The following is a 24870-nucleotide window of genomic DNA, read 5'->3' as shown; positions in this document are numbered from 1 at the left end:
TCAGAGCACCTCGACAGTGGATCCCGACGACAGCCGACGACGGCAGTCGAGGACGAAGGGGGCGTGTTCGGCGACGAGTTCGTAGTCGAAGCTGTCGTGGTCGGTGAGCAGGACCACCACATCGGCGGCCGACAGCTCCTCCGGCACCGGTTCGACCCGCACCAGCCGGGTGTCCACCGGCAGGCTCTCGACGACGTGCGGGTCCGCCGCCCTGACCTGGGCGCCCATGTCGAGCAGGAGTTGGGCGATGCGCAGGGCGGGCGACTCGCGGGCGTCACCCGTGTTCTTCTTGTACGCCAGACCGAGCAGCAGGATGCGCGAGCCGTTCACGGACCGGCGTCTCTCGTTGAACAGGTCGCTGATGCGTCTCGCCACGTACTCGGGCATGTGGTTGTTGATGTCGTTGGCCAGCTCCACGAAGCGGAAGCTCTGGCCGAGTTCACGCTGCACGCGCCACGACAGGTACGAGGGGTCGATGGGCAGGCAGTGGCCGCCGACGCCAGGACCGGGCGTGAACCTCATGAAGCCGAAGGGTTTGGTGGAGGCGGCGTCGATGGCCTGCCAGACGTCGATGTCCAGGTGGTGGGCGAACATCGCGATCTCGTTGACCAGCGCGATGTTCACATGCCGGAAGGTGTTCTCCAGGAGCTTGGCGAGTTCGGCCTCCTTGGGCGAACTCACCGGCACGGTCGTGTCGACGAGTTGGGCGTAGAAGTCCTGAACTGCCTTGAGGGACGCCTCGTTGACGCCGGAGACGACCTTTGGGGTCTCCTTGAAGCCCCAGACGGCGTTTCCGGGATCGATCCGCTCCGGGCTGTACCCGAGGTGGAAGTCGGTGCCCGCGGTCAGCCCCGAGCCGTCCTCCAGGATCGGCGCGAACAGCTCCTGGGTGGTACCGGGATACGTGGTCGACTCCAGGACGACCGTGGCCCCGGGGCGCAGATAGCGGGCCAGGGCCACCGCCGACTCCTTGATGTAACGGAGGTCGGGAGTGCCCTCGTACAGCGGGGTCGGCACGGTCACCACGGCGATGTCGAAACCGCCGCAGTCGCGCGCCGACTCGCTCGGGCGGTACGAGCCGGCGTCCAGCGCCGCCCGGATCCGCTCGGAGGAGACGTCCTCGACGAAGGACTCACCCGCGGCGAGGCTCTTGACCCGCCGGGAGTCGACGTCGTACCCGATCACCTCGTGTCCGACCTCGGCGGCGCGGATGGCCAGCGGCAGGCCGACGTATCCCTGTCCGACCACGACGACGCGCATCAGTTGCTCCTGTTCGCGGAAGCGGGCGACGGGGTGAGCCGGATCAGCTCCCGCGCCGTCATGAGGACGAAGGCCGCGTTGGTGGTGAGGTAGCGGCGGCCCAGGCGGCGCGGTTCCTGCAGCGCGCGGTAGAGCCACTCGACCCCCCACCGCTGCCAGGACTCGGGGGCCCGCTTGGTGATCCCGGCGAGGATGTCGAAGGAGCCGCCGACTCCATGGACGACGCGGGCGCCGGTGCGGGCGCCGTACGCGGCGGTGAAGATCTCCTTTTTCGGCGAGGTCATGCCAAGGAAGAGCATCTGGGCGCCGCTGTCCGCGATATCGCCCGCGATGGCCTTCTGCTGGGAGTCGTCGAAGTAGCCGTTGCGGCTGCCCGCCACCTTCAGCCCGGGGAAGCGGTCGGCGACTCGGCGCAGCATCTCCTCCAGCACCTCCTCCTTGGCTCCGAGGAAGTACACCGACATGCCCGCAGACTCCGCCTCGGCCAGCAGCCGCAGGAACAGGTCGATACCGGCCACCCGTTCCGGCAGCGGGGCGCGCAGGATCAGGCTCGCCCAGACCACGGCCTGTCCGTCGGCGAGCACGAGGTCACAGCCGGACACGGCGTCCGCGAGGCGCGGGTCCCGCCGCATGTTCACCAGCTTGGCGGCGTTGACGACGCCGATCTCCAACTGCCTGCCGTCCCGCACCGCTTCGAGGCAGCGCTCGACGGTCTCGTCCATGGTCAGCGGGTCCAGCTCGACCCCGAACAGAGTCTGGCGCTCGCTCATATCCGTCCCCCCTGCCAGGCGTGCAGCATCCAACCGAACTCGTACGGACGGCATTCGCGGTCCACGGACAGGGGGCGGTACACCCGGTCCAGGGACTTCAGCCGGAGGTTCGGAGCGAGGCGGGTCCCGAGGCCCCGGGCGGCGCGTACGGCCTTCTTCGGGTCGCCCCGGTAGACCTTGCGCCAGGTGACGCCGAGTTCCTCGCGGATCATCGACTCCTCGTGCCCGGCGGCCAGTTCGGGTACGTCGGTCATCCAGCGCAGGCCCTTGCGGATCGCCGCGCCGAAGTCGCTGCCGCCGGCGTCGGTCAGGTCGAAGAGGGCGGTCGGCGCCATCGCGTGCTGGTGGACGCTGTAGACCGGGTAGCCCTCGACGACACCGCCGGTGCGCGCGTCGTAGTGCCACCACCACTGCCCGCCGTCGCCCTGCAGCCCGCAGATGCGCGCCGCGCACGCCTCGGACGCGGCCAGCGCCTCCGGGTCGCCGCCCCGGTCGTCGCTGGCGTGTGCGCGGGCCAGGGCCTGGAGCGGGTACGTCTGGTCGGCGAAGCAGCTCACATGTGACCGGTACCAGGGCACCAGACCGGGCCCGGTGGCGTGCGGGAACAGCGGGCTGTCGCCGATCCGGGCCCGCAGCAGCCGGTCGCGAGCTGCGGAGAAACGTCTCTCCACGTCGACCGTGCCGCGAGCCGCCGCGAGGGCCGACAGCACCCAGGCCGCCTCCACGGTGTACTGCGGCCGGTCCTCCTCGTCCAGGGCGTCGACCCGTGCGAGGGCGTCGGAGAGTTTGGGGTGCTCGGTCTCGGCGGCGGCCCAGGCGATGAGCGCCGCGTCACCGAGGTTGGTCACCGCGGGCAGCGACTCGACGAGCAGACCCGTGAACTCCTGGGCCGTGTGCCCGCCGAGCACCGCGTGCTGACGGTCCTCGGGGAGAAAGCGGGCACCCAGCACGGTGATGGCCGCGTACCGGGTGCTGATCCCGCGCCGCTCCAACGTCCAGGAACCGCCGGGAGTTTGCCGCCCGGACAGTGTGAAGACGAAGGCCTCACCGCCGGGGAGCAGCATCGACGGGAGCCCCGACTCGGCGACGGCGAGGAGCCGTTGGGCGAGCGGGAGCAGCGGCGGCTCGTCACGACCGAGCGCCGCCAGACGTGTTGTGGTCATCGTTTGGGCACACCAACCCCCCTGTGGGTCCTCTGCTTTTGAACAGCCTGGTGATCGCCGCGGCGCCAAGGGCCGCACGGCGGAAGGCAGACGTCAGACATCACGCGTCGGAGCGGTCCTGGCTCCTCGCTTCAGGCACAACTGTCCCTACCCGGTAACCCCCCCTGGGCACTGGTTTCGTGTGCTCATTGTGCTAGGTCTGCATAGTTCGCACACATGTTATGCCTGAGGATGTTCGAAGATTTGCGTTTTGTGGGAAACATGGGAAACAGGCGTCATGCGCGCTCCATGAGTTCGCCGTCCTTCTCGTCGAACAGCCCGCCTGTCTCGGGGCACTCCCACACGCCCGGCTCGCCTTCCCGTTCGACCAGCCGTACGCCGGCCCGGCCGACCCAGCCGATCCGGCGCGCCGGAACACCGACCACGAGCGCGAAGTCCGGCACGTCCCGGGTCACCACGGCACCCGCCGCGACCAGCGCCCAACGGCCGACGCGCACCGGCGCCACACACACCGAACGGGCCCCCAGCGACGCCCCCTCGGCGACCACCACGGCCACGGCTTCCCAGTCGTCGCCGCGCTTCAACTTGCCCTGTGGGTCGACCGATCGGGGGAAGTAGTCGTTGGTGAGGACCGCCGCCGGGCCGACGAACACCCCGTCCTCGAGCACCGCGGGTTCGTACACGAGTGCATAGTTCTGGAGCTTCACGTTGTCGCCGATCCGCACCCCGGGGCCGACATACGCCCCCCGGCCCACGATGCATCCGGTGCCCAGCCGGGCGTCCTCGCGGATCTGGGCCAGATCCCAGACCGTCGTTCCGTCGCCGACCGTGGCCGCCTCGTCGACCTGAGCGGTCGGCTGGACTCTGAAGCTCACCTGGTTGAACCCTTCTGTTCGTCGAGGCTCGTCGAGAGTCGTGGAGTCTCGTGGAGACGACAAAGGTGCTTTCACGAGATCACCATATGTACGCCGAACTCGGGTGCGGGAGAGCTCAAATGTGAACGTTTGCTGCCTGTCAGTTGGCGACGGTGATCAGCACCCGGCCTCGTCCGCCCGCGTCGACCCGGTCGTGGGCCTTGGCGATGTCGGTGAGTGGGTAGCGGTCGCCGATGTCGACGGTGAGGGCGCCGACCGCTGCCGCCGCGGTGAGGTCGCGGGCGGCCTGGCGTTTGGCGGCGGCGGGGAAGTCGTCGCTGCCGAGCAGGCGCAAGGTGATGTTGTTGAACAGCAGGGGCCAGAAGGGGAGTTCGGTGCGGTCGGTGTGGGTGCCGTAGGCGGCGATGACGGCATCGGGTGCGGTGACGGCGTTGTCGAGGTCGGCGTTGGCGGACAGGGAGACCTCGACGACGCGGTGCACGCCGCCGGGCGCGTACGCGCGGATGGCTGCGGCCGGGTCGGCGGTGTCCAGGGCGACGGCGTGGGAGACGACGGCCGGGTCCACCTGGTCCAGGTCGCCGCCGCGGCGGACGGTGCCGATGACAATGGCCCCGCCCCAGTGGGCGAGTTGGGCGGCGATGGAGCCGACGCCGCCGAGCACCCCGTGCACGAGGACGAGCCTCCCGTCGACCGGGCCGTCCGCGAACACCGCGCGGTGGGCGGTGATTCCGGGGATGCCGAGGCTCGCGCCGAGTTCGTCCCCGAGGTGGTCGGGCAGCCGGACGGCCTGCTGGTCGGGTACGACGGTGTACTGGGCGGCGGTGCCGGACGCGCGGTAGGACTGGGCGCCGTGGACCCATACCCGCTGCCCCACGCGGCGGGCGTCGACCCCGTCGCCGACCTGGTCGATGACTCCGGCGGCGTCGCTGTGCGGGATCACACGGGGGTAGGGCATCGAGGAACCGAGCCAGCCGCGCCGCTTCTTGGTGTCGCCGGGGTTGATGCCGGAGACGGTCACACGGACACGGACCTCGCCGGGTCCGGGCGCGGGGTCGGGAAGCTCGCCGACGTGCAGGACGTCGGCGGCGGGGCCCTGTTCGTCGTACCAGGAAGCCAGCATGGACGTACCTCCAGAGTCTTACGGGGCGGGGATCCAGAAGTTGCCGGGCGGGGGCGCCCCGCACTGCTTCACGGAATGCACACAGAAACACATCGGATCTTTAAGTTTCAAGCGCTACGCTCGGGGCAGTCGAGTGGCCGCCGGAGTCCACCCACCGCGCGGTGCTCGCTCCCCCCACCAGGCACAGGAGACCCGGCGTGCGTGACGGCGACGTAGTGGTGATCGGCGGCGGCTATGCCGGCGTACGGCTGGCGAGACGGTTGGACGAGACGGCGCGGGTCACACTGGTGGATCGCAAGGAGGTCTTCTTCCACCGTATTGCCTCCCTGCGGGCCGGCGTGCACCCGGAGTGGACGGTCGCTCCGTTCATTCCGTACGACCGGCTGCTGCGCCACGGCCGTGTCGCCGTGGGCAAGGCGGTCCGGGTCGAGACCGCCGAGCGGGAGGTGGTGCTGGCCACGGGCGAGCGCCTCCCGTACGACGTGGTGGTGATCGCCACCGGCGCCGACTACCCCGAACCGGCCCGCTTCACCGGCACCACCGTCGAGGAGGCGGCCGAGTCGTTCGCCGGGCACCAGAGGCAGATCGCCGCCGCGGATCATGTCCTCGTCGTCGGCGGCGGGCCCTCCGGTGTCGAGCTGAGCGCCGAGATCCGCCTGGCCCGGCCGGACGCCCGGGTCACCCTCGCCCACTCCGGGCCGGCGCTGCTGCACGCCACGGGCAGCGAACGGGCCGGACGCAAGGCCCGCGCCTGGCTGGAGGCCCACGACGTGGAGGTACGGCTCGACTCCTTCATGTCGCCCGGCAACGACTTCGGCACCTATCGCGACGCGCATGGGAACATCATCGCCGCCGACCGCTCCTTCTGGGCCACGGGCACCACCCCCAACACCTTCTGGCTGCGCATGGCCGGGCACAGCGACTGGCTGAACGCCTCCGGGCATGTGAAGGTCGACCGGACGCTCCGGGTCGAGGGACGGCCGGACGTGTTCGCGGTCGGGGACGTCAACGACGTCAGCGAACTCAAGATCACCCCCGTCGCGCTCGCCCAGGCGGACCTCGCCGTCCACAACATCCGCTCCTACCTTCAGAGTTCGGGCAGACACCGCCGACAGCCCCGCTTCTACCGGCCGATCCACCGCACCCCGCTCGTCGTGCCGTTCGGCTCCGCCGACGGAGTGACCATGGTGCCCGTGCCCGGCGGCGAGACCGCGGTCCTCGGCGGACGCACCGCCACCCTGGCCAAGGCCAAGACCCTCATGACGCCCTACATGAGGCGCCAGCTCGGCTACACGGCGGCCTGAGACCCCACGCGCGGCGACGGCGCCTCCGCCGGGATCGGCGGAATCGGTGGGACTGGCGGAACCTGTGAGTCCGGTGGGGTCGCGACTGTGGATTGCGCCCCCCTTGTTACCGCGCCGTACGCACTGCGGTATGGTCCCCAGCGTTTCCAACTACCGGCTGAACGTAAGCCGGTACGGGGAGTGTTGGAGGGGCGACGCGACGATGGAATCCCAGTGGGGCGACGGCGGATCCGTGGACCTGGACGGCGCACGGTTGGAGGAGATGTCACCTGAACCGTTGCTGACCAGGGACTACGAGACGCGGCCCTCGCTCGTGTACGAACGGCTGAGGCAGCGGCACGGCCCGGTCGCACCGGTCGACCTGCTGGGCGTACCCGCCTGGCTGGTCCTGGGCTACCAGGAGTCGCTCCAGGTCCTCCAGGACGACGACGGCTGGCCGAAGGGGCTGGAGAACTGGCGGGCCCGCTCGGAGGGCCGCGTGCCGTCCGACTGGCCGCTCGGACCGTCCCTTGAGGTCAACCATGTGCTGATCCAGGGCGGCCCCGGATACCGGCCGTTGCGGGCGGCGTGGGACATCGCGCTGAAGCCGTTCCAGGATCCCGGCCACCCCCAGGCGAGGCGGCTGAAGCGGGCCGTCACCGCCTACGCCGACGAACTGATCACCCTCATGGGACAGGGCGGCAGTACGGGCCTCGCCGACCTCTCCGCCCAGTTCTCCCGGCCGCTGCCGCTCATGGTGGCCAGCCATCTGCTCGGTATCCCCGGTTCACAGGGCGACGACGCGCTGATGGACATGTGGCGGGTACTGGACGCCGGTCCGGACGCGGAGCCCGCCCTGGAGCGGCTGCTGGCGACGCTGGCCGAACTGGCGGCGGCGAAACTGGACAAGCCCGGGGACGACTTCCCGTCGTACCTGCTGGCCGCGCACCCAGGGCTCTCGATCGACGAACTGGCGCGCGAGCTGTTCATGCTGCTGGGGATGACCTCCGACCATGTCGGGATCCTCATATCCAACACGGTGGTCGAGGTCATCTCGGGCGAGGGCAGCGTGCGTGCCAGTCTGTCCGCCGGGATGGTGAAGGAGACCATGAACCGGGTGGTCATGCGCAAGCCGCCGCTGGTCAACTTCGTGCCCCGCTTCGCGGCCAGGGACACTCCGCTGGGCAACTACACGATCCGGGCGGGCGACCCGGTGTGGGTCTCCGCTGCGGCGGCCCACGCCGACCCGCTCTTCGCCAAGAACGTGTGCCCGAGCACCACGGTCAGCACCCGGGCACATCTGTCCTGGGGCGCGGGCCCACGCCAGTGCCCGGCGCGCGAACTCGCGTCGACGGTCGCGGCGGTCGGAGTGGACCGGCTCTTCGAGCGCTTCACTCACCTGGACCTCGCGCTCCCGGTCGACCAACTGCCGTGGCGCTCCTCGCCGTTCATGCGCGGCCTGCGGTCACTGCCGGTGCGGTACGAACTCGCCCCGGTGGCTCCCGAGCGACGACTGGCGTACGACCAGTCGACGCCGTCGACGGAGTCGGAGTCGGATCTGCCGGATCCGTCGGCCCGGCAGCGGTCGTCGCTGTGGCGGTATCTGACGGGGCTGATCCGCACGGGCCGGTGAGTCGGGGCGCCGGCGTCGGTTCACCGGAGTGCGTGGTGCGTGGGCCGGGACCGGAAGTCCTGGCCCACACACGTACGTCCACGCACTTGCGTCAGGCCACCGTGCCGGCGATCCCCGTGCGGCCGTCCGGGACGCCGACGATCGTCACGATGATCTGCTTGCGGATGTCCTCGCCAAGGACGCCGACCAGTGCGTCGGTGGTGGTGGCGACCAGGCGGGCGGGAGCGTCCGGGATCGCCGGCAGGTGATAAGCGGCCTCGCGCATGCTGAGGGTGACGAGCGGGGCGTCGATCTCGGCGGGGACGCCGCCGATGCCCCGGCGGTGCTGGGGGATGCCGATCAGGTCCACCCCGACCAGGCGGCGGAAGTCCTCGCCGTAGACGGCGCCGACCGCGTCCGTTAAAGCGCTGATCAGCTTCGGTTCGACCGTCCCGTCGAGGGCTCCTTCGCGGATGTGCACGGTGAAGTGCGGCATGGTGGAATCTCCGTTCGCGTTGGTAGGTACCATGAAGAGAATTGGCTTTGTGGGCAAAGCTAAATGTCTTTGGGGTCAAAGGTAAGTGGGGAGGGGTGTGCGATGTCAACACCCAGGGCGCACGAAGCCGGCCAGAGTGACCAGAGCGACGGGAGCGACGAGACCGGAGTCGATGACACCGTCAGGGCCCTGCTGCTGCTCATGCCCCGGATGGTGGGCCGGGTCAAGAAGATTCCCGTGCCCGAGGCGCTGCGATCCTTCTCGCTGGCGCCGCGTCACCTCTCCCTGCTCTCCTACCTGCTCTTCGACGGGCCGATGACCGTGAACGAGCTGGCCGCTCGACTCCAGGTCGCCCCCACGACGGTGAGCCTGCTGGTCGGCGACCTGAGTCGGCAGGGAATCCTGGAGCGGCGCGAGGACGAGGCGGACCGGCGCCGACGGATCATCGGCATCGCGGCCGACCAACAACCCGCGATCACCTCCTGGCTCGCGCCGGGCGCGACCGCATGGCGCAAGGCGCTGGCTCCTCTGACACCGGATCAGCGGCAGATCTTCGTCGACACACTGCTCGCGTATGAAGCCGCGGTGAGTGGCGAGGAACCGGGCTGAGCCGAAGCCCCGCCCGCAAGGGCGCCATGGCGGGCTGTCGAGCATCGCCGCCCACGGCAGGGGGTGTCTGGCGCGGGGCCGACCGCGACCACCGGGGTGTCGCGTGTCGGGAGGTCGCGGTCGCGGTGACGGGGCGGGGGCGGACAGGCCCTGGCCGCCGGGGCGCTGGGCCGCCGAACGACCGGTGGATGACTGCGTTGGGGGCGCCGACCGGGATCTGTCGGCGCCGCAGGAGGGGTTGGGTCGAACTCTCCACGCACACCAGCCCGCGCGCACCAACCCTGAGCGCACCAGCCCCGCGCACACCAGCCCCGAGTACGCTGGCCGCCGCGCACGCGGGCAGGCGTCCCGGCCGGCAGAGCGCCGCCCAGGGCCGCGCACCCGCAGGCCGCGCTCAGGCTCCGTACACCGGCGCGGGCGAGGCCACTTCGGTGAGCAACTCGCGTACCGCCGGGCCGATCTCGCCGGGGGACCAGCGGCGGTCGCGTATCCGCCGAGGACCGTGCTGCCAGCCGTCGGCGACGGCGATCGTGCCGCCCTCGGCCTCGAAGACGCGCCCGGTGACGTCACCCGACTCGGCCGAGGCCAGCCACACCACCAGCGGGGAGACATTGCCGGGGTGCGGGGCGTCGAAGCCGGACTCCGGGGCGCGCATCTGCTCGGCGAAGGCCGTGACCGCCTCGGTCATCGGGGTGCGGGCGGAGGGGGCGATGGCGTTCACTGTGACGCCGTACCGGGCCAGTTCGGCGGCGGCGATCACGGTGAGCGCCGCGATACCCGCCTTCGCGGCGCCGTAGTTGCCCTGGCCGACGCTGCCCAGCAGCCCGGCGCCCGAGGTGGTGTTGACGACCCGGGCGTCGACCAGCCGGCCCTGTTTGCTCAACTCCCGCCAGTACGCGGCGGCGTGACGCAACGGCGCCGCATGTCCCTTGAGGTCGACCTTCAGGACCAGGTCCCAGTCGGCCTCGGTCATGGAGACCAGCATCCGGTCACGATTGATGCCCGCGTTGTTCACCAGCGCGTGCAGTGCGCCGAACTCGCCGACGGCCCGCCCGATCAGCCGCTCCGCGTACCCCCAGTCGCTGACGTCACCCAGGTCCGCGACAGCGGTACCCCCGGCCGCCCCGATCTCCTCGGCCACCGCCTTCGCCGCCTCGCCCAGATCGTTGACCACGACCCGGGCCCCCTCGGCCGCCAGCGCGAGCGCATGCTCACGCCCCAGGCCCTGCCCCGCGCCGGTGACGACGACGACCCGGTCCCGACAGATACCGCTCACGTGGCTGCTCCTTCGCTTCCTTCACTTCTTTCACTGGCGATGCCGAGTCCGAGCTGCCGCGCGATGAACTCCCGGTGCTGCGCGGGCCCGCCCCAGTCCGTGGCCAGTGCCCAGGCCCGTTTGGCGTACAGATGGAGGTCGTACTCCGTGGTGTAGCCCATGGCGCCGTGGCACTGGATCGCCGTACGGGCCGTCTTGCGGGCCGCGTCCGACGCGAGCACCTTTGCCATCGACGTCCGTACGGCGGCCTCCGTATCCCCGGCCGTCTGCGCCCAGCCCGCTGCGAGGACCGCCGGCCGGGCGAATCGCAGCGCCAACTCCACATCGGCCAGGGCGTGTTTGACCGCCTGGAACGAGCCGACCGGCACGCCGAACTGCTGGCGCTCCCGGACATGAGCCACCGTCAGTTCGAGCATCCGCTCGCCGAGCCCGATCAGTAGCGCGGCCGTGGCCAGCACCCCGTGCCGGTAGGCGACGGCCAGTTCGGTGGGCCCCTCGGCCAGCAACTGCCCGCCGCCCGCCGGGGCGTTGACCCGGGCCAGCCGCCGGGAGCCGTCCACCGAGTCGACCGGCTCCAACTCCACCTCGTCGCGCCTGTACAGGCGCAGCCCGTCGCCGACGGGTACGGCGATCAGGTCGGCCCGTGCGGCGAAGGGGACCGGGGAGCCCGGGGTGAGCGACACCGTGAGCAGCGCCGATCCCCTTAGCACGGACGGGAGTTGAGGGGAGCCCGCTCCGGCGAGCAGCGGGGCGCCGACGGCCACCGTCTCGGCGGCCGGTACCGGCAGGCCGCTGCGGCCGAGGGTCTCCATCAGCGGCGGAATCGCGTTCTCGTCGAGCCCGAGCCCGAGGCCGTCGGAACTCTCCGAACCCTCCGAACCCTCGGGGACCAGCGCACCGGTGACACCGACCCCCGCGAGAGTCCGCCACACCGCGTCCACGGCCTCCACCCGGCCCCCCGGCCACCCCGCCCGGATCTGCTCGGCGCCGGCCTGCTTGGCCAGCACCTCACCGGCCGCCTCGGCGAGAGCCGTGTCCCGTTCCGCTACGGCGAAGCGCATCGCTTCCGGTCACCTCCTCGGCAGGCCGAGCAGCCGCTCGGCGACGATGTTGCGCTGGATCTCGTTGGTGCCGGCGTAGATGGGGCCCGCCAGAGAGAAGAGGAAACCTCGGCTCCAAGGCCCGTCCAGCTCGGCCTCGGGGCCGAGCAGTTCGGCCGCCGTCTCGTGCAGGGCGATGTCGAGCTGGGACCAGAACAGCTTGTTCAGGCTGGACTCCGCGCCGACCGGCCGCCCCTCGACGATCGAGGTGACCTGCTCCAGGGTGAACAGCTCGTACGCCTGCGCCTCGATCCACGACTGCACGACCCGGTCCCGAAGCGCACCCGCACGCACCCCCGCCTCCATCCCCGGCCCCGCACCCGCCCCCGCTTCCGTCCCCGCCCGCATCCCCGCCCCCTTCGCCCGCGCCAGGTCGAGCAGTCGCTCGGCGGTGTGCAGGAAGCGGCCGGGGGAGCGCAGTGTCAGCCCGCGCTCGGACCCGGTCGTCGCCATCGCCACCCGCCAGCCCTCCCCGACCCCGCCCAGCACATCGGCGTCGAGCACGAGGACGTCGTCGAGGAAGACCTCCGCGAACCCCTCGTCACCGTCGAGGCGTTCGAACCCGCGCACTGTGACACCGGGCGCGTCCAGCGAGACGAGGAAGTACGTGAGCCCTCGGTGGCGCTCCGCCTCCGGGTCCGTGCGGAACAGACCGAACAGGTGGGTGCAGAAGGCGCCACGGGTCGTCCACGTCTTCTGGCCGGTCAACCGCCAGCCTCCGGCCTTCTCATCACGGACCGCCCGGCTGCGGATCGCGGCGAGGTCGCTGCCCGCGCCGGACTCGGACCAGCCCTGCGCCCACAGGTCCTGGGCGGCGGCCATCCTCGGCAGGATGCGTCGCTGTTGCTCCTCCGTACCGAACGCGAAGACCGTCGGGGCCAGCAGGAAGATGCCGTTCTGGGTGACCCGGGCGGGCGCCCCGGCCCGGTGGTACTCGTCCTCGAACACCAGCCACTGCCACAACGACGCGTCCCGCCCGCCGTACGCCTCGGGCCAGGACACCACCGACCAACGGGCCTCGAACAGCGCCCGTTCCCACTCCAGATGGGCGGCGAACCCCTCGCGGGTGTCACCCGACGGGAGCGGGTTCCGCGGCACGTTCGCCGCGAGCCACTCCCGCACCTCCTGCCGGAACGCCTGCTCCTCCGGGCTCCAGGTGAGGTCCATGGCTCACCCCTCCCCGTCCGGGCGCCCGCCGAAGGGGTCGCGGACCTCGGCGGCGACGCCCGAGAGGTTGATCTCGAAGGTGAAGCCCTGTTCGTAGCGGTAGCTGCGCTTGACGTCCCAGAGGTCGATGCCGTTGAAGGCCTCCTTGGCGGCGCGGATCACCGTCGGGTTCTTCCCGGCGATGTCGGCCGCGACCTCCAGGGCCCGGTCTCGGAGGCCGTCGGCAGGTACGACGTCGAACACCGAGCCGAAGGCATGCAGTTCGGCGGCGGACGCGGTGGCGCAGGTGTACATCATCGCCCTGGCCCGGTGCTGCGGGACGAGACGGGAGAGGTGCGTCGCGGCGCCCAGCGCGCCCCGGTCCACCTCCGGCAGCCCGAAGTAGGCGTCCTCGGCCGCGACGATCACGTCCGAGTTGCCGACCAACCCGATCCCGCCGCCGAGACAGAAGCCGTGGACCGCAGTGACGACCGGCACCGCACAGTCGTAGACCGCGGCGAAGGCGGCGAAGCAGCCACGGTTCGCCCCGATGAGCGCGGCGTGGCCGGTGTCGGCCTGCAACTCCTTGACGTCCACACCGGCGTTGAAACCGCGGCCCTCGGCGCGCAGTAGCACCACCCGTACGTCCGGATCGCGACCGAGCTGTTCGAGCGTCTCCGCCAGCTGCCACCAGCCCGCCACCGGGAGGGCGTTGACCGGCGGACAGTCGACGACCACCTCGGCGACACCGCGCTCGTCGACGGTGGCCCTGATGATTTCCGTGCCCATGCGCACTCTCCCGTCCTGGTCACCGTTCCCGTCCTGGTCACCGTTTGCTCCGTGCTGCGTCGGCCGTGGTCAGGCGGGTCAGGACCGCGTCTGCCTCCGCGACGATGCGTTCGACGAGTTCCGCGCAGCTGGGCAGGTCGTCGATGACGCCCGCGACCTGGCCGGAGGCGAGGGTGCCGAGGTCCGTGCGGCCGTCGACCATGCTGGCCCGCAGCATCATCGGAGTGTTCGCCGCCATCACGACCTGGGACCAGCCCAGTTCATGGCTGCGCCGCATCGCCAGTCCCTCGCGGACCAGGTCGGACCACGACGTCCCGGAGACCTTCCGGAACGCGACGGCGTGCCGCAGCGAACGGACGAGCCGCGCGGGCGCCCGTTCCCGCAGCAGCCGTTCCACCGCCTCGGTGCGCAGTACGCGTTGGGGTATGCCGTCGAGAACCGGGGTGACGACGGTGTCGGTGACGCCCCGCTTCAGGTACTCGGCCTTGACCGAGTCCCGCACGGTGCTGTCGCTGGTCAGCAGGAACCGCGTGCCCATCGCGATCCCCACGGCACCCTGCGCGAGCGCGGCCACCAGCCCCCGCCCGTCGCGGAACCCGCCGGCCGCGATGACCGGGATGTCCACGGCGTCCACGACCTGCGGGACCAGGATCGAGGTGGGCACGCCACCGGTATGGCCGCCGCCCTCACCGCCCTGCACGACGACCGCGTCCACGCCCCACGCCTGGACCTTCTCGGCGTGCCGGCGGGCGCCGATGGACGGGATGACGACCAGCCCGGAGTCCTTCAGCTCCCGGATGACGCGTTCGTGCGGCGCGAGGGCGAAGGACGCGACCTTCACGCCCTCGCGCACCAGGAGTCGGCCGCGCTCCAGGACGTCGGGCGCGTCACCGCGCATGTTCACCCCGAACGACGCGTCCGTGCGCTCCCGTACGGCCCGGACGGCATCGCGGGTCTCGTCGAGCGAGAGCGTCGCGCTGGCCAGGATGCCGAGCCCGCCGGCCGCCGCGGTGGCCGCCGTCAGCTCCGGGCCGGACACATACCCCATGCCGGTCTGCACGATCGGGTAGCGGACGCCGACCAGGTCGCACAGCGCGGTGTGCAGGGCCGGATGGACGGGGGCGATGGGGGCGCTCATGCCGGGACTCCTTCCGCTTCCAAGGGGTTGTCGGTCGACCCAACGTAACCTAACAATTGTTTGCTAGGTAAGGCTGTGGATAACTTGGACGCTGGGGAGGAACAGCCCATGGGCGACAAGTCGATGTCCCTGGAGGACGTCGCCGGAACCGTCGAGTCGGGCATGACGATCGGTATCGGCGGCTGGGGATCACGGCGCAAACCGATGGCGCTGGTGCGTGAACTCCTGCGCGGAGACGCGCGCGACCTGACCGTCGTCAGCTTCGGCGGCCCGGACGTGGGGCTGCTGTGCGCTGCGGGCCGGGTGCGCAAGCTCGTCTACGGCTTCGTCTCGCTGGACAGCATCGCGCTCGACCCGCACTTCCGCGCCGTACGGGAGCGGGGCGGAGTGGAGACCGCCGAGTACGACGAGGGCATGTTCGTCACCGGTCTGCGGGCCGCCGCGAGCCGGCTGTCCTTCCTGCCCACCCGCGCGGGCCTCGGCTCCGACGTCCTCACGATGAACCCCGACCTCGTGACGATCGCCTCTCCGTACGACGACGAGGAGTACGTCGCGATGAAGGCGCTGCGGCTCGACGTGGCGCTGGTGCATGTCAACCGCGCCGACGCGGCGGGCAACGCGCAATACCTGGGCCCGGACCCGTACTTCGACGACCTGTTCGCGATGGCGGCCGACCGCTGCTACGTCAGCACCGAGCGGATCGTGGAGCCGGGCGGCCTGCTCGCCGGCGGGCCCGCGCAGTCGTTGCTGATCAGCCGCCTCTTCGTCAACGGGGTCGTCGAGGCGCCCCGAGGTGCCCACTTCACCTCCTGCGACCCCGACTACGGGCGCGACGAGGCCTTCCAGGCGCACTACGCCTCCGCGGCGCGGGACGCCGACTCCTGGGAGCTGTTCCGCAAGACCTTCCTCGACGGCGACGAACAGGCGTACCAAGAGGCCGTGGTGGAGTTCCACGCCAACCGCGACGGACGACAGGGGGAGGGGCGATGACGGAGACCACCCGGGCCGGGGCGGGGAGCAACCAGGCCGAGCCGGAGACCACCCGCGCCGATACGGAGATCACCCGCGCCGAAGTGTGCGCCGTGGCCTGCGCCGACGTATGGCGCGGCGCCGGGGAGATACTCGCGCACACGGCCGGTGTGGTGCCCTCGATCGGCGCGCGGCTCGCCCGGCTGACGACCAGCCCGGACCTGGTCCTGACCGACGGCGAGGCCTACTTCATGAGCGATCCGCCACCGCTCGGCCGAACAGCCGCTGACGGAGGCGTAGTTGAGGGCTGGGTGCCGTACCGGAAGGTGTTCGACATCGTCGCCAGCGGTCGTCGGCAGAGCATGATGGGGGCCAGCCAGATCGACCGATACGGGAACCAGAACATCTCCCTCATCGGCGACTGGCGCCGTCCCAGGCGCCAACTCATCGGTGTACGCGGCGCTCCCGGCAACACCGCCAACCACCGCACCGACTACTGGGTGGCCCGGCACATCCCGAAGGTCTTCGTCGAGAAGGTCGACGTGGTCTGCGGTGTGGGCAACGACCGCGCGCGCGGCGCAGGCGGAAAGGGCCTGAGGTTCCACGACCTGGGTGTGGTAATCACCAACCTCGCGGTCCTCGACTACGGGGAGGACGGGCGGTTGCGTGTGCGCTCGCTGCATCCCGGTGTCACCGCGGAGGAGGTCCACGCGAACACCGGCTTCGAGATCGACGCGAGCGGCGCCACGCAGACCCGGCTGCCGGACGAGACCGAACTGCGGCTCATCCGCGAGGTCGTGGACCCGCGCGGCCTGCGCGACCGCGAGGTGAGCCGGAGCACCGGATCGTAGGACCGGCACCCCGGCACCCCGGCACATCACCTGAACCACGAGAACTACCAGAACAACTGGCAGGTCAGCAGGGCGAGTTGGTCTGAGTGAGCAGGCCGAGCCGCCACGGCAGGGTGTTGTAGTCGCCGGTCGCGCCCGGGTCGAGGCCCTGGTACACGTACTGGAGCCTGCAGCCGGGGATCGTCAGCGTCTGGTCGTTCCCCGCGCGGATCATCTCGCCGTGACTGATGTCCCGCGTCCAGGCCCCGGCCGGGAAGGTGACGTTGTTCGCCCGGGCGAACGGGTTGCTCTCCGTGGCGGCCAGCGCCGTCCATGACCCGGCGAGACTGGTGGACGTCCAGGAGCGGAACCAGCGTTTCCCGTCAGAGCCGATCGCCTCGACGAGCAGCAGATACTGGTTGGTGCCCTGCACCTTGTAGACGTTGGCGGCTTCGAACAGGGCGTACCTGTTGGCGTCCTGGGCCGCGATGACCGTGTTGGTGAAACCGTTGGGGAACTGGCCGACGGTCGTCTGCGAGCGGTACAGATGGCCGTTGTCGTCGGAGGAGAACAGATAGCAGTTGGCGCTGTCGCAGATCACCCACATGTCGACCCAGTAGCCGTTGCCGATGTTCTGCTTGATGATGTCCGGCATCGCCGAGTAGAAGTGGCGGGGCGCGGTCCAGCCGTTGGGGTTGCTGATGTCCGGGTTGGTGGAGAAGGAGGCGTTCCCGGTCTGGTAGACGAGGTACCACAGGCCCTGCGGCGCGTAGTAGAACACCTGTGGCGCGGCCCGGTACCCGGTGCCGATCGCGGAGCGGTCCAGATAGTGGTGCGTGGCCGAACCCGCCTGCGACCAGTCGGTGAAGTTCAGATACACCAGGTTGTACCCGGACGCGCTCGCGGTGCTCGCGAACACGTGGTACCTGCCGTTGTGGTACACGACCGACGGGTCCTTGATCCCGGCGATGTTGGGGTGCGTCGAGTCGGACTTCGGAGCGATCAGCGCACTGCTGGAGCTCCAGGTGAAGTTGCCGGGCAGGGCAGCAGCCGAGGCGGCCGATCGGGTGCTCGCGGCGGACTTCGCCGCCACCGTGGCCGCGCTGCCGCCCACCGTGGTTGCGCTGCCGCCCAGCGCGGTCAACGTCGCCTGGTAGGCCGCCTTCTTGTTGCCACTGCCGTCGAACAGCAGCGGATTCTCCCCGGCGCGCCAGGAGTCGGTGTCCCGGATGCCCCACACGGTGATCCCGGTGCAGCGTGACACGTTCATGCACGCCCGCACGGTGTTCGTGTACGCGGCCGACGGCGCCTGCGCGATGTCGAGTTCGGTGATCTGTACGTCCACACCGAGCGCCGCGAAGCTCGACAGCGTGGTCTGGAAGTTCGACGGCGGGCCGCCGGTGCCGAAGTGCGCCTGGAAGCCGACGCAGTCGATGGGCACGCCCCGCGCCTTGAAGTCGCGCACCATGCGGTAGACGCCCTGCGTCTTCGCGGCGGTCCAGTTCTCGATGTTGTAGTCGTTGTAGCAGAGCTTGGCGGCCGGGTCGGCCGTCCGCGCGGTGCGGAAGGCCTGCTCGATGAAGCCGTCGCCCAGCAGGTTCTGGAACACCGAGGCCCGGTGCGCGCCGCTGCTGCCGTCGGCGAACGCCTCGTTGACCACGTCCCAGGAGTGGATCCTTCCCTTGTAGCGGTTCATCACCGTGGTGATGTGGTTGTTCATCACGGTGCGCAGCGTGTTCGCGTCCGTGATCGAGCCGACCCAGCCGGGCAGTTGGGAGTGCCAGACCAGGGTGTGGCCGCGCAGCCGTTGCCCGTTCAACGAGGCGTGGTTGGCGATCCGGTCCGCGGGTGCGAAGTTGAACGTGCCGCGCGAGGGCTCCGTGGTGTCCCACTTCAGCTCGTTCTCGGGCGTGACCATGTTGAACTCACGGTTCAGGATGCCCGTGTAGGTGGCGTCGCCGAGCTTCCCGGCGGCCACCGCGGTCCCGAAGTACCGCCCGGACTGGGCCGCTTGGGCGCCCAGGGTGGAGGCCCGGACGTCCGCCGCGGGCTCGGCCGTGGCGGTGCCGGTCGCCAGCAGCATGGTCGCGGACAGCAGCCCCAGCGCCGGCGCCCGGCGCCACCCCACTCGTGTTTGATGTAGGCATGACATGCGAAATGCGCTCCTCTTGGGTGCGGGTTAAGAGGTGTGCGAGGTCGGCACGGATACTAGGAGGCGCCCGGCGTGCGTCAATCCCCCTCGCATCATTCGCATTTCACATCGAAATGTTTCGACACTTCTGGGCTTCTACGGTCAGCCCTTCCCGGTGAGCAGCCGTCGCGGATTGGCGATACGAAACGCGTAGGCCGCCGCTCCGCCCAGCCCGAACCCGGGATGCAGTGGCGGCTCCGCGTAGGGCCGGTCAGAGCCCTGGACGACGGCGCCGGTGCCGAGAGCGCGGACGACCGCGTCGACGGCACGGGGGCCGTAGGACGACGTGTCGACGAAGACGCCCGGGTCCACGTCCGTCTCCTCCAGACCGCCGGACCGGGCGGCGAAGCGCTCCCCGTGCAGCGGAGCCAGCCCGGCCAGCAGCGCGAAGCACACGCGCAGACGCGGATGGCGCGGCCGGCCGAAGGCACGGAAGGCGAACCAGGCGGCGTGCATCTGCTGGACGTACGGCACCATCGCGGGCCACCAGCCCGGGCCTTCCGACTCGCCGGCCGCCGGTCCCGGGTGGACGAACAGTGGCAGGTCGCGCTCTTCGAGCAGATCGAGCAGCGGGGCGCAGCGCGCGTAACCCGCCGCGTCGACAAGGGCGTTCGCCGGGAGCTGGAGGCCGGCGAACCCCCGGTCGAGGTCCTTGGCTGTCGCGTCCGCGTCGATGCCGCGCACGCAGGCCGCGGCCCAGGCGTCGAACGGTTTCGGAAGAGCGGCCGATCCTTCGTGGTACGCGTCCAGCAGGGGCCGGGCCTCGGCGGCGGGCAACCACTCCACGCCGATCGGGGCGGACAGCGAGACGAGCACCCGGCCCAGTCCGTCGGCGGCGGCGAGTTCCGTACGGCGGGCGATGTCGTGGTCGGCGGGCGGTATCTCGAAGGGCGGCTCACCGCGCAGGTGCAGGGTCCAGCCGTCCAGGAACGGTGGTTCGCGGCGGGCACGCAGGGCCGCCACCAGCGACGGGGTCCACAGATGCTGGTGTACGTCGACGCTGGTCATGACGTTCCTCCCGCCGAGGCTGACGCGTCTCCCAGCAACGCGCGGAGCGCGTCCCGGACGTCGTCGGACCCCAGGATGCCGTCACTCACCGCCGTCACGTCCACCCCGCAGGGCCGGTCGTCGTCGAGACGGGGCACGGCCGCCCGGATCGCCGTGTGCAGAAGGCGGGGTCCCCCGCCCAGCACCGGGGGTGCCGCCAGGTCCACCGCCTGCGCGGCGACCACGGCCTCCACGGCGAGCAGGTGCCGCAGCCGGACCAGGATCGTGGCCAGCCGCCGGGCACCCAGCGACGCGTTGGTCGAGTCGTCCTCGACGGCGTCCGCGCCATGGCGGGGATCGGTGGACACCGGTGTGGACAGCATGCGGATCTCGGCGACGAGTGCCTGCGCGGTCTTGGTCAGGGGCGCGAAGCCCGAACGCTCCGGCCCGTACGGGGAGAGGTTCGCGGGCAGCCCGCTGACACCGGGGTCCAGTAGCCGGCGCATGCGCTCGGCGGAGACCGCGGCCGTCTGGGTCAGGGCCAGCGCGAGCGTGTCGAGGGCGAGGGCCAGCCCGGGGGTGTGGAAGTTGCCGGAGGACAGGATCTCGCCGGTGTCGGGCAGCACCACCGGGTTGTCGCCGCAGCCGTTCAGCTCCGGATCCAGGGCGGCCCCGGCGAAGTCCAGGGCCGCGTACGCCGCCCCGTGCACCTGGGCGGCGCAGCGCAGACTGACCGGGTCCTGCACCCGTCGCGCGTTGCGGGGATCGCCCAGCTCGCCGCCGTCCAGCAGGGCGAGCAGCTCGCGCGCGGCGCGCGACTGGCCGGGGGCGGGGCGCAGGCCCAGTACCCGGGCGTCCAGCGGACTCGTGTTCGCCCGGAAACCCTCGTACGTCAGTGCTGTGACCGCCTGGGCCAGCGCGAGGAGGGCGCCGGCCTCGTGCAGGACGAGCGCGCCCTGTCCGGCCGCCAGCGGGCTCGCGCTGCACAGCACATGCCCGTCCTTCGGGCCCAGCCCGGCAGGCGCGAGACCGGCCCGCCGCAGTGCCGTCGCACCGTCGAGCACCTCCCCGTCGAACTCGGCGCTGCCCTCACCGATGACGACCAGGCCGACATGCGCCAGCTGGCACAGGTCGGAGGCGCCGATCGACCCCACCTCGGGGATCACGGGATGCACGCGCGCGTTGAGCATCGCCACGAGCAGCCGCACGATCTCCGGCCGCACTCCGCTGCCACCGCCCGCGACGCCGTTGACGCGGGCGAGGACGGCGGCGCGCACGACGGGCACCGGCAGCGGATCGCCGACCGAGTTCGCCCGGCCCCGTACCGTACGGACGCTGAACGCCTCCAGCTCGGCGCGCGGCAGGGCGTACGACGAACGGGTGCCCAGACCCGTCGTCAGGCCGTACGTCGGCACCTGGCGGTCGACGATGTCCTCGACGACGGCCCGCTCACGCACCAGCCGTGGCAGCACCTCGTCCGCGAGGGAGACCCGGGCGCCGTGGTGGGCGACGGCGACGACATCCTCGTACGACAGAGTCCGCCCGTCGACGACGACCGTACTGCCGCTGCCACCGATGTCCGTCATGAGAAGCGCAGCTTCTGGCCGAGGCCGCGCTCTTCGGCCTTCTTCAGCATGGCGGCGCCGAGTGCGATGTCGGAGAGGGAGAGTCCGCGGTGCCAGAACAGGTTCGTCTCCTCGGGGCTCTCGCGGCCGGGCTTGTGGCCCGCGACGATCTCGCCCAGCTCGCCGTGCAGGTTGTCCTTGTTGAGCCTGCCCGAGTCGACGTGGGTGCGCAGGGCGCCGAAGGGTCCGGCGTGGGCCTGGCCCCAGTCGTCGACGACGATCTTGTCCATGATGTCCGTGAGGCTGAGTTCGACCGCGCTGTTCGTGCCGTAGGGCACGACCAGGGCGCCGGGCGCGATCCACTCGGTCTTCAGAAGCGGCTCCGGGCGTTCCAGGCGGGACGCCTCCACCACGATGTCCGCGCCCTCCACACAGCTCTGCCAGTCCTCCGTCACGACGACCGGCTTGCCGAGGTCCCGCTCCAGCCGCTCCGCGAAGGCCTCGCGGCTCTCGGGGCGGCGCGAGTGGACGCGGATCTCGGTGAGGTCGAAGATCCGGTCGAGCAGACGGACGTTCCAGTACGAGGTGGCGCGGGCGCCGATGTGTCCGAGCACCCTGGAGTCCGGGCGGGCCAGATGACGCGCCCCCAGCGCGGTGAGGGCGCCGGTTCGCATCTCGGTGAGGGCGGTCGCGTCGACCACGGCCACCGGCATGCCGGTACGCGGGTCGAAGAGGTTCAGCAGGGCCATCTCGGACGGCAGACCGGCCTTGTAGTTGCCGACGTAGTCGCCCACGATCTTGACCCCGGCCAGCGCGAGGGGCGCGACATAGCCGCGCAGCACGTTGAAATGACCGTCGAACGCGGGGTCGGGGACGAGGTGGACGCGCGGTTCGATCACCGTCTCGCCCTGTCCCTGGGCGCGCAGACCCTCCTCGACGGCGTCGAGGATCTCGCCGTCGGTCAGCTCCAACTGGTCGATGTCCGAGCCGTTCAGAAAGGTGAACCAGACCGGATTCATGGAGGTGTCTCCCTATATTTCGGACGTCCCTGGCCTGATTTCGCGTGACTGTAACGTGCCGTTTACAGATGGGCATTGACTGTCATTCAGGCACGGATAACTCTGCATGACCATATGCAGTCGGGTAAGGGGCAGCTTTGATCAGATTCGACGCGGTGAGCAAAAATTATCCAAACGGCACCACTGCGGTGGACGATCTGTCGCTGGAGTTGGCCGAGGGTGGCATCACGGTCCTGGTCGGTCCCTCCGGCTGCGGCAAGACCACCACCCTGCGCATGATCAACCGCATGGTGGAGCCCACGGCAGGCACGGTGAGCCTGCGCGGCCAGGACATCCGGGAGGTGCACGCCCCCGAGCTGCGCCGCGGCATCGGGTATGTGATCCAGCACGCGGGGCTGTTCCCGCACCGCACCATTCTGGACAACATCGCCACCGTTCCGCTGCTGCTCGGCTGGAGCCGGAAGAAGGCGCGGGCGCGGGCGGCGGAACTGCTGGAGCTGGTGGGGCTGCCGGCCGAGATGGCCAAGCGCTATCCGAACCAGCTCTCCGGCGGACAGCAGCAGCGCGTCGGGGTGGCCAGGGCGCTGGGCGCCGATCCGCCGGTGCTGCTGATGGACGAGCCCTTCAGCGCGGTCGACCCGATCGTCCGGGCGGAGCTGCAGGCGGAGTTCATCCGGCTCCAGAAGGAACTCCACAAGACGATCGTGTTCGTCACCCATGACATCGACGAGGCGATCAAGCTCGGTGACAACATCGCGGTGTTCAGGACCGGCGGCAGGCTGGCCCAGTTCGACACCCCCGAGCGGTTGCTCGCCGATCCGGCCGACGACTTCGTGGCCGACTTCGTGGGGCACGACCGGGGCATCCGCCGGCTGTCCTTCGTCGACGCGGCCGACGTTCCGCTGCGCGACGGCCCGGTGCTGCCGGCGACCTCTTCAGTGGCCTCGGCCCGGACAGGCGACGAGCCCTGGGTGCTGGTCGTCGACGACGGCCGACGCCCGCTCGGCTGGGCCGCGGTCGCCGACCTGCCGGAGAGCGGCACCCTCGCGGACGCGACGCTGGCACCGCTCGGCCACACCTTCAGCCTCGTCGGCGACTCGGCCCGGGCCGCCCTCGACTCGGCGCTCCTGTCGCCCGCCCGGCTCGCGGTGGGCGTGGACGCGGACGGCGCGGTCGTCGGCGTCGCGGACGCCCACGAACTGTCCGCCGGGACGGCCGACGCCACCGACTCGGCCGATCCCGCCGGTACGGCGGACGAGGGCGCCGACGGGACGGGCGGTGCGAAACGATGAGTGACGACGAGCCCTTGATCCGGTGGCAGTGGATCGGCGACCACGCCGCCGAGCTGGCCGACTACACCGGAATCCATCTGAGACTCGGCCTGCTGCCGGTGCTGTTCGGGCTGATCATCTCGGTGCCTCTCGGCATCCTCTGCCACCGCTGGCGCTGGCTGTACCCACCGGTGCTGACCGTGGCCAACATCCTCTACTCGATCCCGTCGCTGGCCCTGTTCATGATCTTCGTCCGCTATACGGGGCTCACCGAACGCACGGTGATGATCCCGCTGACGCTCTACACGCTGTCGGTGCTGGTGCCCAACGTGGTGGACGGGCTGGCCTCGGTCCCCGAATCGGTCCGGCTCGCGGCCACCGCGATGGGGTTCGGCGCCATACGGCGTGTCGTCCAGGTCGAACTCCCGATCGCCGTACCCGTCGTGATCGCCGGTGTACGCGTCGCCGCCGTGTCGTCCATCAGTCTGGTGGCCGTGGGGCAGCTGATCGGGCAGGGCGGACTCGGGTACTACATCACCCGTGGCCTGCAACTCGACTTCCCGACCCCGATCATCACGGCGATCGTGCTGATCATGCTGCTCGCACTCGCCACCGACGCCCTGCTGGTTCTTGCCCAGCGGCTGCTGACCCCGTGGTCCCGGAACAAGGTGACGGCGCCATGAACGACTTCCTGAACCAGGTCGAGCTCGTGTGGGACTGGCTGACGTCCTCGCAGCAGTGGCACGGCGACGACGGCATCCCTCATCGGCTTCTCGAACACCTCACCTACAGCGGTATCTCCCTGCTGTTCGCCGCCCTCATCGGGCTGGCCTTCGGGCTGCTCGTCGGGCACACCGGCCGCGGGGCGTTCGCCGTGGCGAGCGTGGCGAACCTGGCGCGGGCGATCCCCACCTTCGGTCTGGTGGTCCTCGTCGTCACCCTCGCCGGGCTCAGCGTGACGCCCGTCCTCGTCGCCCTGGTCGCGCTCGCGGTCCCGCCGATCCTCATCAACACCTTCGAGGGCGTCCGGGGTGTCGACCCCGACACCAGGGACGCGGCACGCGGGGTCGGTATGACCGAGTGGGAGGTCCTGGTACGGGTGGAGGTGCCGATGGCGCTGCCCCTGATCCTCCTCGGCCTCCGGGTCGCCGCGATCCAGGTCGTGGCCACCGCCACCGTGGCCGCCTACCCCGGTCTCGGGGGCCTCGGCCGCTTCATCGTCGACGGGCTCTCCCGCAACGACTACGAACTGGTCATCGGCGGCTCGACCGTCGTCGTCGCACTGGCACTCGTCGTCCAGATCGCCTTCACCGCGCTACGGCGCGTCGTCGTCTCGCCGGGCCTGCGGGTCTCGGCGTCGAAGTCCTGATTTTCTTCCTCTGCAGAGTTGCCGAGCCTCCG

23 protein-coding genes are annotated in these 24870 nt (G+C 70.7%); 8 read left to right on the top strand and 15 right to left on the bottom strand.

All coding sequences use genetic code 11. The annotated features are described in order from the left end of the window. The 5 genes from ACWDR4_RS24220 to ACWDR4_RS24200 all read right to left on the bottom strand — a co-directional run bounded on the left by ACWDR4_RS24220 (position 1) and on the right by ACWDR4_RS24200 (position 5188). Positions 1–1260, bottom strand: coding sequence for a nucleotide sugar dehydrogenase (locus ACWDR4_RS24220; protein WP_450411520.1), 1260 nt, complete (start codon positions 1258–1260; stop codon positions 1–3). Beyond that, the gene (locus tag ACWDR4_RS24215) at positions 1260–2030 is read right to left on the bottom strand and encodes a WecB/TagA/CpsF family glycosyltransferase (RefSeq protein WP_450411518.1); all 771 of its coding nucleotides are present in this window, start codon (positions 2028–2030) and stop codon (positions 1260–1262) included. The genes ACWDR4_RS24220 and ACWDR4_RS24215 overlap by 1 nt, the downstream gene beginning before the upstream one ends. Next, complete coding sequence (locus ACWDR4_RS24210; RefSeq protein WP_450411516.1) at positions 2027–3193, bottom strand: hypothetical protein; 1167 nt, start codon at positions 3191–3193, stop codon at positions 2027–2029. Before ACWDR4_RS24210 ends, ACWDR4_RS24215 begins: the two co-directional genes overlap by 4 nt. A 275-nt stretch (positions 3194–3468) precedes the next feature. Then, complete coding sequence (locus ACWDR4_RS24205; protein WP_450411514.1) at positions 3469–4068, bottom strand: acyltransferase; 600 nt, start codon at positions 4066–4068, stop codon at positions 3469–3471. A gap of 139 nt (positions 4069–4207) precedes the next feature. After that, on the bottom strand, positions 4208–5188 hold the full coding sequence (locus ACWDR4_RS24200; RefSeq protein WP_450411512.1) for an NADPH:quinone reductase: 981 nt from the start codon (positions 5186–5188) through the stop codon (positions 4208–4210). 197 nt (positions 5189–5385) lie between these two features. Here ACWDR4_RS24200 and ACWDR4_RS24195 point away from each other — a divergent pair, with 197 nt between their 5' ends. Together ACWDR4_RS24195 and ACWDR4_RS24190 are read left to right on the top strand one after the other, a co-directional pair. Further along, positions 5386–6492, top strand: a complete 1107-nt coding sequence (locus ACWDR4_RS24195) for an NAD(P)/FAD-dependent oxidoreductase (protein WP_450411510.1) — start codon at positions 5386–5388, stop codon at positions 6490–6492. A gap of 202 nt (positions 6493–6694) precedes the next feature. Beyond that, entirely contained in the window at positions 6695–8104 is a 1410-nt protein-coding gene (locus ACWDR4_RS24190; RefSeq protein ID WP_450411508.1) for a cytochrome P450, read from the top strand. A 91-nt stretch (positions 8105–8195) separates the two neighbouring features. Here ACWDR4_RS24190 and ACWDR4_RS24185 read toward each other — a convergent pair whose 3' ends face one another. Beyond that, positions 8196–8579 carry a hypothetical protein gene (locus ACWDR4_RS24185; RefSeq protein ID WP_450411506.1) on the bottom strand — a complete coding sequence of 128 codons (384 nt, stop codon included), beginning with the start codon at positions 8577–8579 and terminating at the stop codon, positions 8196–8198. 102 nt (positions 8580–8681) lie between these two features. On the opposite strand from ACWDR4_RS24185, the gene ACWDR4_RS24180 reads away from it, so the two are divergent. After that, complete coding sequence (locus tag ACWDR4_RS24180) at positions 8682–9188, top strand: MarR family transcriptional regulator (RefSeq protein ID WP_450411504.1); 507 nt, start codon at positions 8682–8684, stop codon at positions 9186–9188. A gap of 394 nt (positions 9189–9582) precedes the next feature. Here the strand turns inward: ACWDR4_RS24180 and ACWDR4_RS24175 are convergent, their stop codons facing one another. Genes ACWDR4_RS24175 through ACWDR4_RS24155 form a run of 5 tightly spaced genes read right to left on the bottom strand, consistent with a single transcriptional unit; the run spans position 9583 to position 14637 of the window. Next, the gene (locus tag ACWDR4_RS24175) at positions 9583–10464 is read right to left on the bottom strand and encodes an SDR family oxidoreductase (RefSeq protein ID WP_450411502.1); all 882 of its coding nucleotides are present in this window, start codon (positions 10462–10464) and stop codon (positions 9583–9585) included. Further along, positions 10461–11525 (bottom strand): acyl-CoA dehydrogenase family protein, encoded by a 1065-nt coding sequence (locus ACWDR4_RS24170; protein ID WP_450411500.1) that lies wholly within the window; start codon positions 11523–11525, stop codon positions 10461–10463. Before ACWDR4_RS24170 ends, ACWDR4_RS24175 begins: the two co-directional genes overlap by 4 nt. A 9-nt stretch (positions 11526–11534) precedes the next feature. Further along, positions 11535–12731, bottom strand: a complete 1197-nt coding sequence (locus tag ACWDR4_RS24165) for an acyl-CoA dehydrogenase family protein (RefSeq protein WP_450411498.1) — start codon at positions 12729–12731, stop codon at positions 11535–11537. A gap of 3 nt (positions 12732–12734) precedes the next feature. Then, entirely contained in the window at positions 12735–13499 is a 765-nt protein-coding gene (locus ACWDR4_RS24160; protein WP_450411497.1) for an enoyl-CoA hydratase family protein, read from the bottom strand. A gap of 37 nt (positions 13500–13536) precedes the next feature. Beyond that, positions 13537–14637 (bottom strand): NAD(P)H-dependent flavin oxidoreductase, encoded by a 1101-nt coding sequence (locus ACWDR4_RS24155; protein WP_450411496.1) that lies wholly within the window; start codon positions 14635–14637, stop codon positions 13537–13539. A 108-nt stretch (positions 14638–14745) separates the two neighbouring features. On the opposite strand from ACWDR4_RS24155, the gene ACWDR4_RS24150 reads away from it, so the two are divergent. Further along, on the top strand, positions 14746–15627 hold the full coding sequence (locus ACWDR4_RS24150; RefSeq protein ID WP_450411494.1) for a CoA transferase subunit A: 882 nt from the start codon (positions 14746–14748) through the stop codon (positions 15625–15627). Beyond that, on the top strand, positions 15624–16457 hold the full coding sequence (locus ACWDR4_RS24145) for a CoA-transferase subunit beta (protein WP_450411492.1): 834 nt from the start codon (positions 15624–15626) through the stop codon (positions 16455–16457). The genes ACWDR4_RS24150 and ACWDR4_RS24145 overlap by 4 nt, the downstream gene beginning before the upstream one ends. 64 nt (positions 16458–16521) lie before the next feature. Here ACWDR4_RS24145 and ACWDR4_RS24140 read toward each other — a convergent pair whose 3' ends face one another. From ACWDR4_RS24140 to ACWDR4_RS24125, 4 genes are all read right to left on the bottom strand, one after another. Beyond that, entirely contained in the window at positions 16522–18588 is a 2067-nt protein-coding gene (locus ACWDR4_RS24140) for a non-reducing end alpha-L-arabinofuranosidase family hydrolase (RefSeq protein WP_450411490.1), read from the bottom strand. 141 nt (positions 18589–18729) lie between these two features. Next, complete coding sequence (locus tag ACWDR4_RS24135; RefSeq protein WP_450411489.1) at positions 18730–19635, bottom strand: amidohydrolase; 906 nt, start codon at positions 19633–19635, stop codon at positions 18730–18732. Beyond that, entirely contained in the window at positions 19632–21200 is a 1569-nt protein-coding gene (locus tag ACWDR4_RS24130; protein ID WP_450411487.1) for an HAL/PAL/TAL family ammonia-lyase, read from the bottom strand. Before ACWDR4_RS24130 ends, ACWDR4_RS24135 begins: the two co-directional genes overlap by 4 nt. Beyond that, the gene (locus ACWDR4_RS24125) at positions 21197–22198 is read right to left on the bottom strand and encodes an ornithine cyclodeaminase family protein (RefSeq protein WP_450411486.1); all 1002 of its coding nucleotides are present in this window, start codon (positions 22196–22198) and stop codon (positions 21197–21199) included. The genes ACWDR4_RS24130 and ACWDR4_RS24125 overlap by 4 nt, the downstream gene beginning before the upstream one ends. Before the next feature lie 137 nt (positions 22199–22335). On the opposite strand from ACWDR4_RS24125, the gene ACWDR4_RS24120 reads away from it, so the two are divergent. Genes ACWDR4_RS24120 through ACWDR4_RS24110 form a run of 3 tightly spaced genes read left to right on the top strand, consistent with a single transcriptional unit; the run spans position 22336 to position 24838 of the window. After that, positions 22336–23490, top strand: a complete 1155-nt coding sequence (locus ACWDR4_RS24120) for an ABC transporter ATP-binding protein (protein WP_450411484.1) — start codon at positions 22336–22338, stop codon at positions 23488–23490. Further along, on the top strand, positions 23487–24152 hold the full coding sequence (locus ACWDR4_RS24115) for an ABC transporter permease (RefSeq protein ID WP_450411482.1): 666 nt from the start codon (positions 23487–23489) through the stop codon (positions 24150–24152). The genes ACWDR4_RS24120 and ACWDR4_RS24115 overlap by 4 nt, the downstream gene beginning before the upstream one ends. After that, positions 24149–24838 (top strand): ABC transporter permease, encoded by a 690-nt coding sequence (locus ACWDR4_RS24110; RefSeq protein ID WP_450411480.1) that lies wholly within the window; start codon positions 24149–24151, stop codon positions 24836–24838. The genes ACWDR4_RS24115 and ACWDR4_RS24110 overlap by 4 nt, the downstream gene beginning before the upstream one ends. Positions 24839–24870: the final 32 nt, after the last annotated feature.

The sequence above is a fragment of the Streptomyces sp. NPDC000878 genome (assembly GCF_053599695.1).
Note: the sequence above shows the minus strand (reverse complement) of the source record. Positions and strands in the feature narration are given on the sequence as shown.